14 protein-coding genes are annotated in these 14142 nt (G+C 43.8%); 8 read left to right on the top strand and 6 right to left on the bottom strand.

Annotated features, from left to right (window positions below):
- The first annotated feature begins 24 nt into the window (after nucleotides 1-24).
- The 7 genes from VXQ92_RS12555 to VXQ92_RS12525 all read left to right on the top strand — a co-directional run bounded on the left by VXQ92_RS12555 (nucleotide 25) and on the right by VXQ92_RS12525 (nucleotide 8387).
- Nucleotides 25-627, top strand: a complete 603-nt coding sequence (locus VXQ92_RS12555; RefSeq protein ID WP_416681955.1) for a phosphatase PAP2 family protein — start codon at nucleotides 25-27, stop codon at nucleotides 625-627.
- A 37-nt stretch (nucleotides 628-664) separates the two neighbouring features.
- Complete coding sequence (locus tag VXQ92_RS12550) at nucleotides 665-1927, top strand: efflux RND transporter periplasmic adaptor subunit (protein WP_416681954.1); 1263 nt, start codon at nucleotides 665-667, stop codon at nucleotides 1925-1927.
- A gap of 13 nt (nucleotides 1928-1940) precedes the next feature.
- Nucleotides 1941-5117, top strand: a complete 3177-nt coding sequence (locus VXQ92_RS12545; protein ID WP_064096376.1) for an efflux RND transporter permease subunit — start codon at nucleotides 1941-1943, stop codon at nucleotides 5115-5117.
- Nucleotides 5117-6589 carry a multidrug efflux RND transporter AdeIJK outer membrane channel subunit AdeK gene (gene adeK, locus VXQ92_RS12540; RefSeq protein ID WP_064096377.1) on the top strand — a complete coding sequence of 491 codons (1473 nt, stop codon included), beginning with the start codon at nucleotides 5117-5119 and terminating at the stop codon, nucleotides 6587-6589. The genes VXQ92_RS12545 and adeK overlap by 1 nt, the downstream gene beginning before the upstream one ends.
- Before the next feature lie 106 nt (nucleotides 6590-6695).
- Nucleotides 6696-7052, top strand: a complete 357-nt coding sequence (locus VXQ92_RS12535) for a YbjQ family protein (protein ID WP_064096378.1) — start codon at nucleotides 6696-6698, stop codon at nucleotides 7050-7052.
- Between the two features lie 3 nt (nucleotides 7053-7055).
- Nucleotides 7056-7496: a YbjQ family protein gene (locus VXQ92_RS12530; RefSeq protein ID WP_064102450.1), complete on the top strand. Its 441-nt coding sequence runs from the start codon at nucleotides 7056-7058 to the stop codon at nucleotides 7494-7496.
- Nucleotides 7497-7712: 216 nt separating this feature from the next.
- The gene (locus VXQ92_RS12525) at nucleotides 7713-8387 is read left to right on the top strand and encodes a DUF1345 domain-containing protein (RefSeq protein WP_064096380.1); all 675 of its coding nucleotides are present in this window, start codon (nucleotides 7713-7715) and stop codon (nucleotides 8385-8387) included.
- A 114-nt stretch (nucleotides 8388-8501) separates the two neighbouring features.
- Here VXQ92_RS12525 and VXQ92_RS12520 read toward each other — a convergent pair whose 3' ends face one another.
- The 3 genes from VXQ92_RS12520 to VXQ92_RS12510 form a co-directional block, all read right to left on the bottom strand.
- Nucleotides 8502-8999 carry a DUF2505 family protein gene (locus tag VXQ92_RS12520; protein ID WP_064102452.1) on the bottom strand — a complete coding sequence of 166 codons (498 nt, stop codon included), beginning with the start codon at nucleotides 8997-8999 and terminating at the stop codon, nucleotides 8502-8504.
- A gap of 150 nt (nucleotides 9000-9149) precedes the next feature.
- Nucleotides 9150-9425 carry a hypothetical protein gene (locus tag VXQ92_RS12515; protein ID WP_064102453.1) on the bottom strand — a complete coding sequence of 92 codons (276 nt, stop codon included), beginning with the start codon at nucleotides 9423-9425 and terminating at the stop codon, nucleotides 9150-9152.
- A 246-nt stretch (nucleotides 9426-9671) separates the two neighbouring features.
- The gene (locus VXQ92_RS12510; RefSeq protein ID WP_144723990.1) at nucleotides 9672-10157 is read right to left on the bottom strand and encodes a hypothetical protein; all 486 of its coding nucleotides are present in this window, start codon (nucleotides 10155-10157) and stop codon (nucleotides 9672-9674) included.
- A 383-nt stretch (nucleotides 10158-10540) separates the two neighbouring features.
- Here VXQ92_RS12510 and VXQ92_RS12505 point away from each other — a divergent pair, with 383 nt between their 5' ends.
- On the top strand, nucleotides 10541-11008 hold the full coding sequence (locus VXQ92_RS12505) for a GNAT family N-acetyltransferase (protein ID WP_416681982.1): 468 nt from the start codon (nucleotides 10541-10543) through the stop codon (nucleotides 11006-11008).
- On the opposite strand, the gene VXQ92_RS12500 is transcribed toward VXQ92_RS12505, so the two are convergent.
- From VXQ92_RS12500 to VXQ92_RS12490, 3 genes are all read right to left on the bottom strand, one after another.
- Nucleotides 11005-12816 (bottom strand): diguanylate cyclase domain-containing protein, encoded by a 1812-nt coding sequence (locus VXQ92_RS12500; RefSeq protein ID WP_416681980.1) that lies wholly within the window; start codon nucleotides 12814-12816, stop codon nucleotides 11005-11007. The genes VXQ92_RS12505 and VXQ92_RS12500 overlap by 4 nt on opposite strands.
- 231 nt (nucleotides 12817-13047) lie before the next feature.
- Complete coding sequence (locus tag VXQ92_RS12495) at nucleotides 13048-13386, bottom strand: FKBP-type peptidyl-prolyl cis-trans isomerase (RefSeq protein ID WP_004280661.1); 339 nt, start codon at nucleotides 13384-13386, stop codon at nucleotides 13048-13050.
- An 85-nt stretch (nucleotides 13387-13471) separates the two neighbouring features.
- A complete protein-coding gene (locus tag VXQ92_RS12490) occupies nucleotides 13472-14095 on the bottom strand; it encodes an MgtC/SapB family protein (RefSeq protein ID WP_416681951.1) in 624 nt (207 codons plus the stop codon).
- Between the last annotated feature and the right edge of the window lie 47 nt (nucleotides 14096-14142).

Here is a 14142-nt window from a genome sequence, read left to right as displayed (position 1 = left end):
GTGAGAGGGACAGAGATTCTCGGTATGCCTTACTTGTTGCTTTTTGTCGGAATTTTGCTTTTATTTTTCAGTGTTTTATTTCTTAACCTTCCAGTCTTGAGCCAGTTTGACTTGCTCAGTGTACAGTGGATGAGCGAGCATCGCACCGGAACTTTAAATCAGATTGCAACATACTTATCAGCAATAGGTGGCATGCCATTTGTATTATTTTTATCCATACTATGGTGTATTTATTTACTGTGGTATAAAAAGCGTACAAACATAACTTTTATATGTATCGGAATTATCGGAGGAATACTCCTAGCTTGGCTGTTGAAATTTGCGATTGCCCGACCAAGACCATCAGCATCCCTCCATCTGGTGGAAAGCTTTGGAAGTTCTTTTCCAAGTGCCCATAGTCTGTATGCAGCCTGTCTGGGATGTCTGGCAATTTATATCTATCGGCAACATTCCCGGTATTACATTATTGTGATGGGCGCAGTGTTATGGATGCTGATGATGGGAATTTCAAGAGTTTATCTGGGCGTACATTTTCCTTCAGATGTCATTTCTGGCTGGAGTATCAGTTTTATTTGGATTTCGTTGTGGTATATGGTGTGGATCAAATATTGCACGGCGCACAAATAAAAAAATATTTAGATAAAAATCTAATTGAGGTGGAATAATGATGTCTGCAAAGCTTTGGGCACCGGCCCTGACTGCTTGCGCATTAGCAACAAGTCTTGCACTTGTTGGTTGTAGCAAAGATCCCAAAGAGGGCCAGCAAGCTGGCGCTCAACAAAAAATGCCACCGACTGAAGTCGGTGTTCTTGTTGCACAACCGCAAAGTGTAGAGCAGTCTGTAGAGCTCTCGGGTCGTACAACTGCATTTGAAATTTCAGAAGTACGCCCGCAAGCCAGTGGCGTCGTTCTAAAACGCTTGTTCACTGAAGGCAGTTATGTACGTGAAGGTCAGGCGCTGTATGAAATCGATTCAAGCTCCAGCCGTACTACAGTAGACAACGCCCGTGCAGCGATTGCCAGTGCTGAAGCAAATCTGGGTGTATTGCGGGTCAAAGAAGGACGCTACCGTCAACTGGTCGGTACAAATGCCATTTCGAAGCAAGAATATGATGACATCGTAGCACAGGTAAAACTAGCTGAAGCCGAGTTGAATGCTAATCGTGCCAGCCTGCGTAATGCTGAAATCAACCTGGGTTATTCAACGGTACGTGCCCCGATCTCGGGTCAGACCAACCGTTCGTCTGTGACTGCAGGCGCATTAGTCACGGCCAACCAGCCAGATCCGTTAGTGACAATTCAGCGTCTGGATCCGATCTATGTCGATATTAACCAGTCCAGTACTGAACTTTTGCGTTTACGTCAGCAATTGAGTAAAGGCGACCTGAACAGTTCAAACAATACCAAAGTCAAGCTAAAGCTTGAAGATGGCAGCACCTACCCGGTAGAAGGCCGTCTTGCATTCTCGGATGCCAGCGTGAATCCTGAAACAGGTACAGTCACCTTACGTGCAGTATTCCCGAATAAAAACCACCTGCTTCTTCCTGGCATGTTTGCAACTGCACAAATTGTGCAGGGTGAAATCCCGAATGCTTACCTCATCCCTCTGGCAGCCCTCACTCGTACCCCTACAGGTCAGGCGATGGCAATGCTGGTCAGTGCTGATGGTAAAGTGGCATCGCGTCCAGTGACTACAGTCGGCACTCAAGGCGCTGACTGGATTGTGACAGAAGGTCTAAACCCAGGTGATAGAGTGATTGTAGACGGTATTGCGAAAGTTAAGCCTGAACAACAAGTCATTGCTAAACCTTATCAACCTCAAGCTGCTGCTCCACAAGGTGCTGCACCGAAACAGCCTGCAGCGAGCGAGAAAAAGGCAGATGATGTTAAAGAGAAACCTGAACAAAAACCTGCTGCAAATGCATAAGGAGTAATGGTTCATGGCTCAATTCTTTATTCATCGCCCGATTTTTGCATGGGTGATCGCATTGGTAATTATGCTGGCGGGTATTTTAACCATCAGCAAAATGCCGATTGCGCAATATCCGACTATCGCTCCGCCAACCATCACCATTTCTGCAACTTATCCAGGTGCATCTGCTGAAACTGTTGAAAATACAGTAACCCAGATCATTGAGCAGCAGATGAATGGTATGGACGGATTACGTTATATTTCGTCCACCAGTGCGGGTAATGGCTCTTCGTCTATTGCTGTAAACTTTGAACAGGGTATAGACCCTGACCTGGCGCAAGTTCAGGTTCAAAACAAATTACAGTCTGCTACCGCACTACTTCCTGAAGATGTACAGCGTCAGGGTGTGCGTGTTACCAAGTCTGGTGCCAGCTTCTTACAGGTACTGGCTTTCTATTCGCCAGATGGCACCCTGACTGCAGATGACATTAAAGACTATGTGAACTCCAATATTTCTGAACCTTTAAGCCGTGTCGAAGGCGTTGGTGAAGTTCAGGTCTTTGGTGGTTCATATGCCATGCGTATCTGGCTCGATCCAGCCAAAATGGCAAGTCTGCAAGTCACTCCAAGTGATATTGCCACCGCAATTCGTACCCAGAATGCACAGGTTGCCGTGGGTCAGCTCGGTGGAGCACCTGCAGTAAAAGGTCAAGTACTGAATGCGACAGTCACAGCACAAAGCCTGTTACAAACCCCGGAACAGTTCAGCAATATTTTCCTGAAAAATACCACGTCAGGTGCACAGGTTCGCCTGGGCGATGTAGCACGTGTAGAACTAGGTGCGGACAACTACCAGTTTGATTCCAAATTTAATGGTAAACCGGCCGGTGGTGTAGCCATTAAGCTAGCTACAGGCGCCAATGCCCTAGATACTGCAAAAGCAGTTGAAGAGCGCTTAAAACAGTTACGTCCAAATTATCCTGAAGGGATGGTGGATACGCTGGCTTTCGATACCACGCCTTTCATTCAGTTATCGATTGAATCTGTGGTTCATACCCTCATTGAAGCGATTATTCTGGTCTTCATCGTCATGTTCCTATTCTTGCAGAACTGGCGTGCGACCATCATTCCAACCATGGCGGTTCCAGTCGTGGTATTGGGGACCTTTGCTGTTATTAATGTCTTCGGCTTCTCGATTAACACCCTAACCATGTTTGCCATGGTATTGGCGATTGGTCTTCTGGTCGATGATGCGATTGTCGTAGTCGAAAACGTGGAACGGGTAATGACGGAGGAACACCTCGATCCGGTTTCTGCAACTGAAAAGTCAATGAAACAGATTTCTGGTGCATTGATTGGTATTACTTCGGTACTTTCTGCAGTATTCGTGCCTATGGCATTCTTCGGTGGTACGACCGGGGTTATTTATCGCCAGTTCTCGATTACCCTTGTGACTGCAATGGTTTTATCACTCATTGTGGCGCTCACCTTTACCCCTGCCCTGTGTGCGACCCTGCTGAAACAGCATGATCCTAACAAACCGGAAAGTAATGGTGTGTTTGCACGCTTCTTCCGCTGGTTTAACAGCAGCTTTGAAAAGATGTCGGTGAAATATCAGGGCGGCGTTAACCGCATGACTCACAGCAAAATTTTTTCGGGCATCATTTACGCTGTAGTACTGGGTATTATTGTTCTTATTTTCCAGAAACTGCCTTCTTCGTTCCTGCCGGATGAAGATCAGGGTGTAGTAATTGCACTGGTACAACTACCACCGAACGCAACGCTGCAAAGAACTGATAGTGTAGTCAATACCATGACTAACTATTTCCTGGAAAACGAGAAAGATACGGTTCAGTCCGTATTTAGTGTGGCAGGTTTCTCCTTTACCGGTGTAGGTCAAAACGCAGGTCTGGCTTTCATTAAACTGAAAGACTGGTCTGAACGTACCAATCCGGAAGCTCAGGTCGGTGCGATCATTCAACGTGGTATGGCATTAAACATGATTGTGCAGGATGCTTCTTACATCATGCCGCTACAGTTACCTGCAATGCCAGAACTGGGTGTATCCGCTGGCTTTAACCTGCAGCTCCAGGCAGCAGGTGGCCAGACTCATGAACAGCTTCTTGCAGCCCGTAATGCAATTTTGGGCATGGCGGCAAAAGATCCACGTCTGGCGGGTGTACGTCCGAATGGTCAGGAAGATACACCTCAGTACCATGTGATTATCGATCAGGCACAAGCGGGTGCCATGGGTGTGAGCATCGCTGAAATTAACACCACCATGGGCATGGCTTGGGGCGGTTCGTATATCAACGATTTCGTAGATCGCGGTCGTGTCAAGAAAGTCTATGTACAGGGTGAAGCAGATGCGCGCATGATGCCGCAAGATCTGGATAAATGGTATGTCCGTAATAATCGCGGTGAAATGGTTCCTTTCTCGGCATTTGCAACAGGTGAATGGACCTATGGTTCACCACGACTAGAACGTTACAATGGCGTATCGTCTATGAACATCCAGGGTACTCCGGCGCCAGGTGTCAGCTCGGGTGCAGCCATGCAGGCCATGGAAGAAATTATCGCGAAGTTACCGGAAATGGGCTTGCCAGGTTTCGACTATGAATGGACAGGTTTATCTCTGGAAGAACGTGAATCTGGTGATCAGGCTCCATTCCTGTATGCCCTGTCGTTATTGATTGTATTCCTGTGTCTGGCAGCCTTGTATGAAAGCTGGTCAATTCCGTTCTCGGTGCTGCTGGTGGTGCCATTAGGTATTGTGGGTGCATTATTACTGACCTTTGGTGGGATGATGCTGTTCCAGAATCCAAACCTGTCCAATAACATCTACTTCCAGGTAGCGCTTATTGCAGTCATTGGTCTTTCTGCGAAAAATGCCATCTTGATTGTCGAATTCGCTAAAGAGCTGCAAGAACAAGGTGAAGAATTATTTGATGCTACCTTGCATGCGGCAAAAATGCGTTTACGCCCGATTATCATGACCACTTTAGCCTTTGGTTTTGGTGTATTGCCGCTTGCGCTGTCTTCAGGTGCTGGTGCTGGTAGCCAGCACTCGGTAGGTTATGGTGTACTCGGTGGTGTTATCAGCTCGACCTTATTAGGTATCTTCTTTATCCCGGTATTCTATGTATGGATTCGAAGTGTCTTTAAATACAAACCAAAAACACAAAATCAGGAGTATAAGTCGTAATGCAAAATCTATGGTCTATTACAGGTCGTAGCATTGCGGTATCTGCCCTTGCGCTGGCTTTGACTGCCTGTCAAAGCATGCGCAGTCCAGAACCCGTTGCGCAGGCAAATATCCCGAGCAGCTATACCAATGCGTCTGGTACTTCTGTAGCAGAACAGGGTTATAAAGAGTTTTTTGCTGACCCGCGTTTACTGCAGGTGTTGGATTTAGCGCTGAACAATAACCGTGACCTGCGTACTGCAGCACTCAATATTCAACGTGCGCAGCAGCAGTATCAGATTAGCGAAAATAACCAGTTACCTACGATTGGTGCCAGTGGCAGTGTACTGCGTCAGGACACTTTAAATAACAGTGCCCAGAACCGCGGTCCTATCACCAGTTATAACGTGGGGCTAGGCGTAACCGCATACGAACTGGATTTCTGGGGCCGTGTCCGTAGTCTGCGTGATAATGCGCTTGATACATTCTTTGCGACCCAGAGTGCACGTGATGCGACCCAGATTTCCCTGATTGGTCAGGTTGCACAAGCATGGCTCAGCTATTCGTTTGCCAATGCCAATCTGGCTTTAGCACAACAGACGCTGCAAACCCAACTTGAGTCTTACAATCTGAACAGGAAACGTTTTGACGTTGGGATCGACAGTGAGCTTCCTGTACGTCAGGCACAAATTTCAGTAGAAACAGCGCGTAACGATGTTGCCAACTACCGGACTCAGGTGGCACAGGCACAAAACCTGTTAAACCTTCTGGTGGGCGAGCCAGTGCCAACCAGTTTATTACCGGCACAACGTGTTACCCGTATTACTTCCAATACTGCACTAGGTGCGGGATTGCCAAGTGATCTGCTGATTAACCGTCCGGATATCCGTGCAGCAGAATATCGTCTGTCTGCAGCAGGTGCCAATATTGCGGCAGCTCGCGCACGTCTGTACCCGACCATCAGCCTGACCGGCTCTGCAGGTCTGGCGTCAACTGATCTGGGTGATCTGTTTAAGTCTGGTAGCTTTGTCTGGTCAGTAGGCCCAAGTCTGGATATTCCAATTTTTGATTGGGGTACCCGTCAGGCCAATATCCGCATTTCTGAAACTGATCAGCAAATTGCCCTGTCAGATTATGAAAAGTCGATTCAAACTGCTTTCCGTGAAGTCAGTGATGCCCTGGCAGTTCGCCAGAATATTGGTGATCGTCTTGCAGCTCAGCGCCGTCTGGTTGAAGCAACCAATACGACCTATCGTTTGTCACTTGCACGTTTCCGTGCCGGGATTGACAGCTATCTGAGCGTACTGGATGCACAGCGTGCTTCTTATGCTGCAGAACAGGGTTTATTATTACTTGAACAGGCCAATCTGAACAATCAGGTTGAAGTCTATAAAACCCTGGGTGGCGGCTTAAAAGTCAATACGACCGACATCGTGCCAAACCCACCGTCTGTGTCTGAACAACGCCGCGCGGCCGAACAGCAAGCGCAATAAATTCCAGACAGATCAAGAAAAGCTCACTTCGGTGGGCTTTTTTATTGCATTTTCAAGGCAGTTTTCCTATTGTCATAGGCTAGCGATTTATTTAGAAAACATACACATGTTACTTAGCAATCTGGAATCTGTACCGGGACATACCATTCGCCAGCAAATAGATGTCGTTTATGGAAGTACCGTACGCAGCAAGCATGTCGGACGTGACCTACTGGCCGGGCTAAAAAATATTGTGGGTGGTGAACTTACTGCCTATACCGAACTACTGGAAGAATCCCGTCAGGAAGCGATGAACCGTATGATTGAAAAAGCTCGCAGTATGGGGGCCAATGCAGTTGTCGGCATTCGCTTCTCGACTTCTAATATTGCCCAGGGTGCTTCTGAGCTCTTTGTTTATGGTACAGCCGTAGTGGTTGATCCGGTCATGCCAAAATTACCCGATCCTTTTCCGCAGGCAGATTAAAGCATGGACGGTTTAATTTTCCAGGTCATCATTTTTGCCATCCTGTTTAGTGTCGGGTTTGGATTTGGCCGTTATAACGAACGTAAACATTTTCGCTATCTGGATGAACAGGAACAACGTCTGGCATATATTCAGATGAACAGTAGTCGCTTTATCATGTCTGAATATTCTGGACAAATGATCAGTAGCAATGTGGTTATTTCCCATGATTATTTTAAATATGCCATTGCCAGTGTCCAGAATATGCTGGGTGGCCGTCTGACCAGCTATGAAAGCGTGGTAGAGCGCGCACGGCGTGAAGCAATTGTACGTTTAAAACTTGAGGCTGAAAAAATCGGGGCGACCCAGATTATGGGAATTCGTCTCAGCACCACTGAACTCGGCATGCAAGGCGGTATGGTGGAAGTCTTTGCTTATGGTACTGCACTAAAACAGCCTTCTTGACCGAACTGAATGTCTACCCAGAAACTCTGCCGAGCTGATCCAGCCCTGCTACACGATCCTGGTAGTAAAATGACTAAACCTGAATCGATACCGCTTTAAAGAGGAAATAGAGCGATAGGCAGTCATTGAGTCCGACTTCAAACCGCTGGAATCATCTTTATTCCCTATTATTCTGTGCTAGGATATTAAGTAATCAGCAGAATAAATATAAATAAGATGATGCAGTTTCTCGACTATATAAAAACTACACTTCAATTCCATCTGTATTTCTTTATTATTTTCCCAGCCATCTTGGTATTTTATCTGATCTTACAGACCCTCACTCCTTTAAGCTGGTCCAGCTGCCTATTAAGCAGCTGGAATATCGCGATCTATGCTTATTTGTTTTTTACTATAAAAAAGCTTTGGCACATTGACCATGCTCATATTCTGCAACGTGCCATGCAACAGGATGCCGGTAAATGGATCATTCTATTTCTGGTGATCATTACGCTGGTCATTTGTTTTATTGCAATTATTATTGAAATTAACCATTTACCCAAAACTCCCCTGATTCGAACCGGCCATTTAATCCTGTCTGTTATCACTATTATCTCAGCCTGGTTCCTGATGCATACGATTTTTGCCATTCACTATGCACATGATTTTTATTTGGCTCTGGAAAAACAGCAACAAGGCGGACTGGATTTTCCCAACACCGCGAATCCGACTTATCCGGACTTTCTATATTTTAGCTATATCATCGGAACTTCTGCGCAAACGGCAGACGTCTCCATTACTTGCCAATCTATGCGAGTGTTAAACACCCTACATCTACTTTTGGCTTATGGATTTAATACCACCATTCTGGCTATCAGTATTAACGTCACGGCAAACTTTATCAGCAATTAAAAAGTGTCCTGAAAGAGGCAGCACACTGAAAATAGCCATCTACTGCCTCCATCTACTAGCATTCTCTAGTCTCTATATGACCGGTTTTAAAGTTAATTATCTTGCTTCATAATTTCAGGCAGTCAGGTTTTTACGCAATTCATCTTCAACAATGCTGAGTTCAATTTCACTAAATTTACGAATCTCACCTTCGGCATGCTTTTCTAACATTCCACCCAGCAAAGGTACTTTAACTTTCACCGTCCAGTTTAACTGAAACTGGATCTGATCTTTATCTCCAGTGACTGCACGCTGACAGGTAGCCTCAATCGGCAAATTGGCCCCAAGTTGTACCGTCGAGGTCATTTCATCCAGATTACTGACATCGGTACGCTGCAAACGGAATGCATCTTTAAGTAGTTTTTTTGCCATATCCGGAATATTGACATCCAGGTTATAAGCACGTTTCAGGGTATACATATGCCCCTGCTTTTCCGAAACCAGGATCTCCAGATTTTGAGCAGGAATTCGATGACAAACTGCCTCATGTAAACGGATATCATTGGCCAAACGCTTAAACTCATCAATGGACACGCCATTAATAATTGCTTTTACGGTGAACTGATGTGCCATGCTATTTTTTCCTTATTTTTATTAAGTTATTTACATACACTACTTTTGACAGCAGCGAATAAAAGACCAAACACAGAGATGACTCTGCAATTTATATCAACTCTACAGTAGATGTCATTATTCTTTTATCGGGAAACAGCGGCAATCCGGTCAATGTTTGCAACATAGTTTTGCAGAGAACTGTTCCTGAACACAGCTGATCCGTAGCTGCATTTCGCCATAACAGATCAATGCATAAAACTCTTCGGCACCATCGTCCAGACCTGAAGCAAAATATTCAGTACCAGAGGGAAAAGCCTGCAACCAGTCAGCCTTATAAAAATCTGCAACTGATTCAAACTGCAAATACAATTCAGGCTCAGCCTCGATTTTCATCGCCAGAGCCATAAATTTCTGTAATTGTGCTTGATGAAAATCAATAATCATGAACTTCCTGCTTCACTCCCCAGATTGTTCTTAAATAACTGTGCCACGGCTATGCATGAAAAAGACAGAAAGTTTTGCGGTTTTTTTCTCTAGCACCATGGCATAAAAGAAATGGGTTATATGGGATATTCTCGCCCAGATAAAGACAAAGCTGGTAAAAAGTTCCATCTGATTTCATCAAGTTAAATCGACTGAGGTACACGGCTTGAGATCTTTAATATTAGAGAGCGAATAAAAGTTGTCTACCTAGGCACAGTCTGGATGCAAAAGGTCAGTACGGATTTCCTGCCGGTGCTCTTCTGCAAAACGGTCAACATGCACGTAAAATATTCCATAGCGGCCGACATAATATTCTAGTGATTGATCATAGAAATTCCAAAAAATTGACCATTCCCCTAAATCCATCTGACGGATCTGGGTACTACAGTGCATTGGCATCTTTTGTAATACTTCCTGCTGTAACTGTTCGGCCTGTGCTCGATTCCCAATATGCACCTGCCGTTGAAAGAATAGCTGTGCCACATCATCAAACAGTTCCAGCTCATATGCATCCACTAGATACACCTGCTGCTCTTGCTCGATGACTTCTTGCTCTGTAATGCTCGAAATCTGTACCTGTTTTTTTAGGCACTTATGAGCCAGATGACGCTGAGCCTTATACATTTTCCTGCCCACAATCCAGGCAGCATTCAAAATGAATAAAACACATAACAGGAGGAGTAATTTCAGCATAATTGATCATCTCATGTGACTGATTCTTTTTTATTTTATTTTTATCGCAGCAGGCGCAGCATTTACTGGAATAGCCCACGTGGATCCAGAATACGTCTATTTTTTAGACAGTGCAAATTTAAGGCTTATTTTTATAATTTATCTTCTTTTCTGGAGCATTTTCACCCCCTTCTCGAGTTCATTTTTATTTTAAGATTTAATTTACTTTGATTTTTATCTTTAGCTTCATCATGAAACTTAGGCACTTGAGATAATAAAAAAGGACAAATCCATAACAGACCTGTTCTTCAGGCGTATGGATATCAGCAAAAATTCTCAAAATCACTACAATATTGTTCTGTTTTTTACCTAGTGTTTTTTTATCAAATAAACCCTTCCTATAAATATTTGAGAAAATGAATAAGATTATGATTCGGGAAGGGAAGATCGAAGATATACCTCAGATTATTCAGGTGATTCATGACAGTATTCAGTCCTGTGTTCTGGATCATCAGCGTGAAGTCAGCAAAATTCAAACCTGGCTAGAAAAATTTGATCATGCCAGCCTGATTGTCGACATGCTTTATAACGATTGCTGGGTTTACCTTGTACATGACAAGGTGGTCGGGTTCTTATTGGTCAGTGATACTGGAGAAATCCGGATGCATTATATCGCCCCTAACTACCAGAGACTGGGATTTGGTACCCAGTTGTTTCACCAGATGCATCACACCTTATTAAAGAAAAAAATTCATCAGATTGAAATACAGTCCACCCAGACTGCTTTAAGTTATTATCAACGCTGTGGCTTTCATCTGCATTCTGCCGGGTCAGAAGATGAGGTATGCCTTCTTTATAAATATGTTTTTTAATCAGTCTCTTTCTTAATTTTTAACTGATCACGCCCTGCCTGTTTGGCGGCATAGAGTTGCACATCTGCAGCTTTCATCAGCTCATGAATATCTGCATATCCATGTGTTTGTGCAGTCCATGCTACTCCCATACTGACCGTAATATATTTTTTTGAATCTGGCCGGTTTAGATGTTCCATACGTTGTTCCCGAATCTGCTCTAATACATTTTCCAGATTTTTCAAGGCAGTTTGAACCGGTATACCTGTGAGCAGAATCGCAAACTCTTCGCCACCATAACGTGCCAGATAACCCGACGGCGGCAAGGCTTGCTGGATAATCCTGACCAGATTTTTCAGGACTTCATCCCCCTTTAAATGGCCATAATAGTCATTATAGTTTTTGAAATAGTCGACATCGAGCATGGCAAAAATCAGCGTATGTTGCGACTGCTGCCGGGTCTGCAAAAACTGCTGCTGGATTTCATGATTTAAAGCGCGCCGGTTAAAGGCACCTGTCAGTGCATCAGTATTCATCTGCTGCTCTAATTTAGCATTCAGTTCATGCAGTTGCTGGGTACGTTCTTTGACTTTTTGATCGAGTGAATTGTTGAGTGCGATCAGATTCAGGTTCAACTGTTCAGTCTCATAAGTTTGATGCGCATAATGCCTCGACTGCCGGAACATGATTAATAGCGCGTAGATACTGGTTGAGATAAAGAACAGATGCGTCGTTTTAATTACATTGATCAGCAATAGATAATCATTCAAAAAAGTCAGACAGAGGAAAATAATCGCAATCAGATTCAAACGCGAATAATGTTCTTTATAACGTAGAGTCTGATAAAAGCCGTACATAAAATTGGCAAGAATGACTAAAGCATAGATCGCACTAAACAGAGCCAGACGCTCAAATATTTCCGGAGATGAAAAAAGGGTGATAATAATATTAAAGACCAACAATATAACTGCAATATAATAAATCACCGGATTCAAATAGCGCCGGTTAAACAGATGCATATAGCTGAGAAAAAAGAATGCCGCAAAAAAAGTAAACAGATACTCTAATCGGCTTCCCCACAACCAGTTGATATTGGTAAACACTGAATAAGCATAGGGTGCAGAAAACAGGTTATGCATGGCCAAAAAGACAATAAACCAGCCAAAAACAAAAATACTTTTACTGTTGCGTTCTCGAGATCCTCTGAATACCGAAAACAGAATAGTAAATACCCCTACCCCAAGTACTGCACCGCACACCATGGCAATACTCATCATGAGCTGCTGGAATTGGCGATTGATTGTCGCCGCAATGCCGATCTGCATCGGTCGTTCGAGGCCGCCATGCAAATGGGTATAATTCGAGGCCTGAATACTTAAGGTAATATATTCAGTGTCTGGAACAAAATAGCCAATCCGCGGTGCTTTTTCAGTCACCTGTTTTTCAGGTGTGGTACTGATTTCTCCGAGTCGAACGATAAACTGTCCATTGACATACATTCGATAGGCGCCGTACTGGGTTGGAATCCGGATCGCAATCCGTCGTCCGAGAAACTCTTTTGGAATTTTAAAATGACCAATGAAAGTCCCATAACCCGCATTTGAGCCTGCCAAGGTTTTAAAAGAAGCTGGCAATTGAACGGTTTTTGACTGGAGTATGGAGCTGGGCTGGATTATAAACTGGTTCGGGTAGAACCACCATTTTCCCTGCAAAGAACTACTGCTATGTTCGGTAAAATGGACTTCTGTAACCTCATTTTGAGATTGCTGCTGAAATGATGGCGATGTGAGTTCGTTCTGAGCGATCGCTGGACTAGTTATGCAAGTCAGCCAGCTAAAGGTCCAGATAAATACGATAAAAAAGATATTCCTTATCAATTTATGCAAATACGTTATATCTCAAGATAATTGTTTATTATTCTTATAATTTACAAGGAATATTTATGATTTCAAATGTTTTTTGTATTTAGTCCGGTACAGCCTGTATTGGGCCGACTGCACCGGAAAAGCTCAAATATTTTAATTAGAGAAAACTATTTATGTCTCGCTAATTATATTGTTTTAATCACGTGTTTTTACATCAAACAATTCAATTTCAAAAATCAGGTTAGAATTGGCTGGAATGACCTTCCCCATTTTACGTTCGCCATAAGCCAAATGTGCAGGTACCATCAGTTTACGTTTACCACCAACTTTCATTCCCAGAATGCCCTGGTCCCAGCCTTTGATCACACGCCCTGTACCAATGACAGTTTCAAAATAATTGCCCCGGTCAATGGATGAATCAAACTTGGTTCCATCTTCCAGCCATCCAGTGTAATGCGTGGTAATTAAAGCGCCTTTTACCGCTTCTTTCCCTTCACCTACTTTTAAATCAATAATTTCAAGTTCGTTTATCATCGTCATTTACCTGAGATTAGCACTAAATTTAGAGTTCAGTATAAACTGGATTGAGCTAAATTCCTTGGCCTTTAGCTTCAATAGGTCAAAAGCTGAGTTTCTGAATCTTTTTATCCTGTAATAAATACTGGGTTAATTTCTGATGATTTTTAGCTGATCCCATCAGGATCCAGCGGCTTGTAATCAGCTGGTCGATTTTTTGCTGGCTGGAATGAATTACTTTTAATTTGTATTGTTTAAACAGTTTTTCATAATGTTCCGGCTCATGCTGCTCGAAAGGACAGACAATTTCGTAGTTACGTTCATGATTCAGATGCTCGATACCACGTTGCACATAGACCAATAGGACCAGTACGATCAACACGATCACCGTTGTCCAAATACTTAACAGTTCATAACCCGCACCGACTGCCATGCCCAGTGCCGCTGTCATCCAGATCGTGGTTGCAGTGGTAATACCAGAAACCCGGTTATCATCTTTTAAAATTACTCCGGCTCCCAGAAAACCCAAGCCGGTTAAAACATTGGCTGCCAGACGGTCAGGGTTGTCCACGCCGATTTTTAAAGAAATAATGGTAAACAGACAGGAACTCAGACTGACTATGATCATGGTGCGCAGTCCGGCAGATTTACTGTGATATTCCCGTTCTGCCCCAATGATTGCACCAATCACGACTGCTAATAGCAACTCATAAAGTTCATGATACATGCTTCGTCCAGAGAACTTATTTTTCTCTCCAGATATACGAAATAGTG

The sequence above is a fragment of the Acinetobacter sp. 228 genome (genome assembly GCF_048147885.1).
The sequence above is the reverse complement of the archived record's forward strand: the minus strand, read 5'-3'. Positions and strand labels throughout refer to the sequence as shown.

What these genes read in the sequence shown, in the direction of transcription:
- VXQ92_RS12490 (WP_416681951.1), bottom strand. Translation starts at nt 14,095, where the DNA reads ATGTATCATGAACTTTATGAGTTGCTATTAGCAGTCGTGATTGGTGCA.
- VXQ92_RS12520 (WP_064102452.1), bottom strand. Translation starts at nt 8,999, where the DNA reads ATGGCACATCAGTTCACCGTAAAAGCAATTATTAATGGCGTGTCCATT.
- VXQ92_RS12545 (WP_064096376.1), top strand. Translation starts at nt 1,941, where the DNA reads ATGGCTCAATTCTTTATTCATCGCCCGATTTTTGCATGGGTGATCGCA.
- VXQ92_RS12510 (WP_144723990.1), bottom strand. Translation starts at nt 10,157, where the DNA reads ATGCTGAAATTACTCCTCCTGTTATGTGTTTTATTCATTTTGAATGCT.
- adeK (WP_064096377.1), top strand. Translation starts at nt 5,117, where the DNA reads ATGCAAAATCTATGGTCTATTACAGGTCGTAGCATTGCGGTATCTGCC.
- VXQ92_RS12555 (WP_416681955.1), top strand. Translation starts at nt 25, where the DNA reads ATGCCTTACTTGTTGCTTTTTGTCGGAATTTTGCTTTTATTTTTCAGT.
- VXQ92_RS12525 (WP_064096380.1), top strand. Translation starts at nt 7,713, where the DNA reads ATGATGCAGTTTCTCGACTATATAAAAACTACACTTCAATTCCATCTG.
- VXQ92_RS12535 (WP_064096378.1), top strand. Translation starts at nt 6,696, where the DNA reads ATGTTACTTAGCAATCTGGAATCTGTACCGGGACATACCATTCGCCAG.
- VXQ92_RS12530 (WP_064102450.1), top strand. Translation starts at nt 7,056, where the DNA reads ATGGACGGTTTAATTTTCCAGGTCATCATTTTTGCCATCCTGTTTAGT.
- VXQ92_RS12515 (WP_064102453.1), bottom strand. Translation starts at nt 9,425, where the DNA reads ATGATTATTGATTTTCATCAAGCACAATTACAGAAATTTATGGCTCTG.
- VXQ92_RS12550 (WP_416681954.1), top strand. Translation starts at nt 665, where the DNA reads ATGATGTCTGCAAAGCTTTGGGCACCGGCCCTGACTGCTTGCGCATTA.
- VXQ92_RS12495 (WP_004280661.1), bottom strand. Translation starts at nt 13,386, where the DNA reads ATGATAAACGAACTTGAAATTATTGATTTAAAAGTAGGTGAAGGGAAA.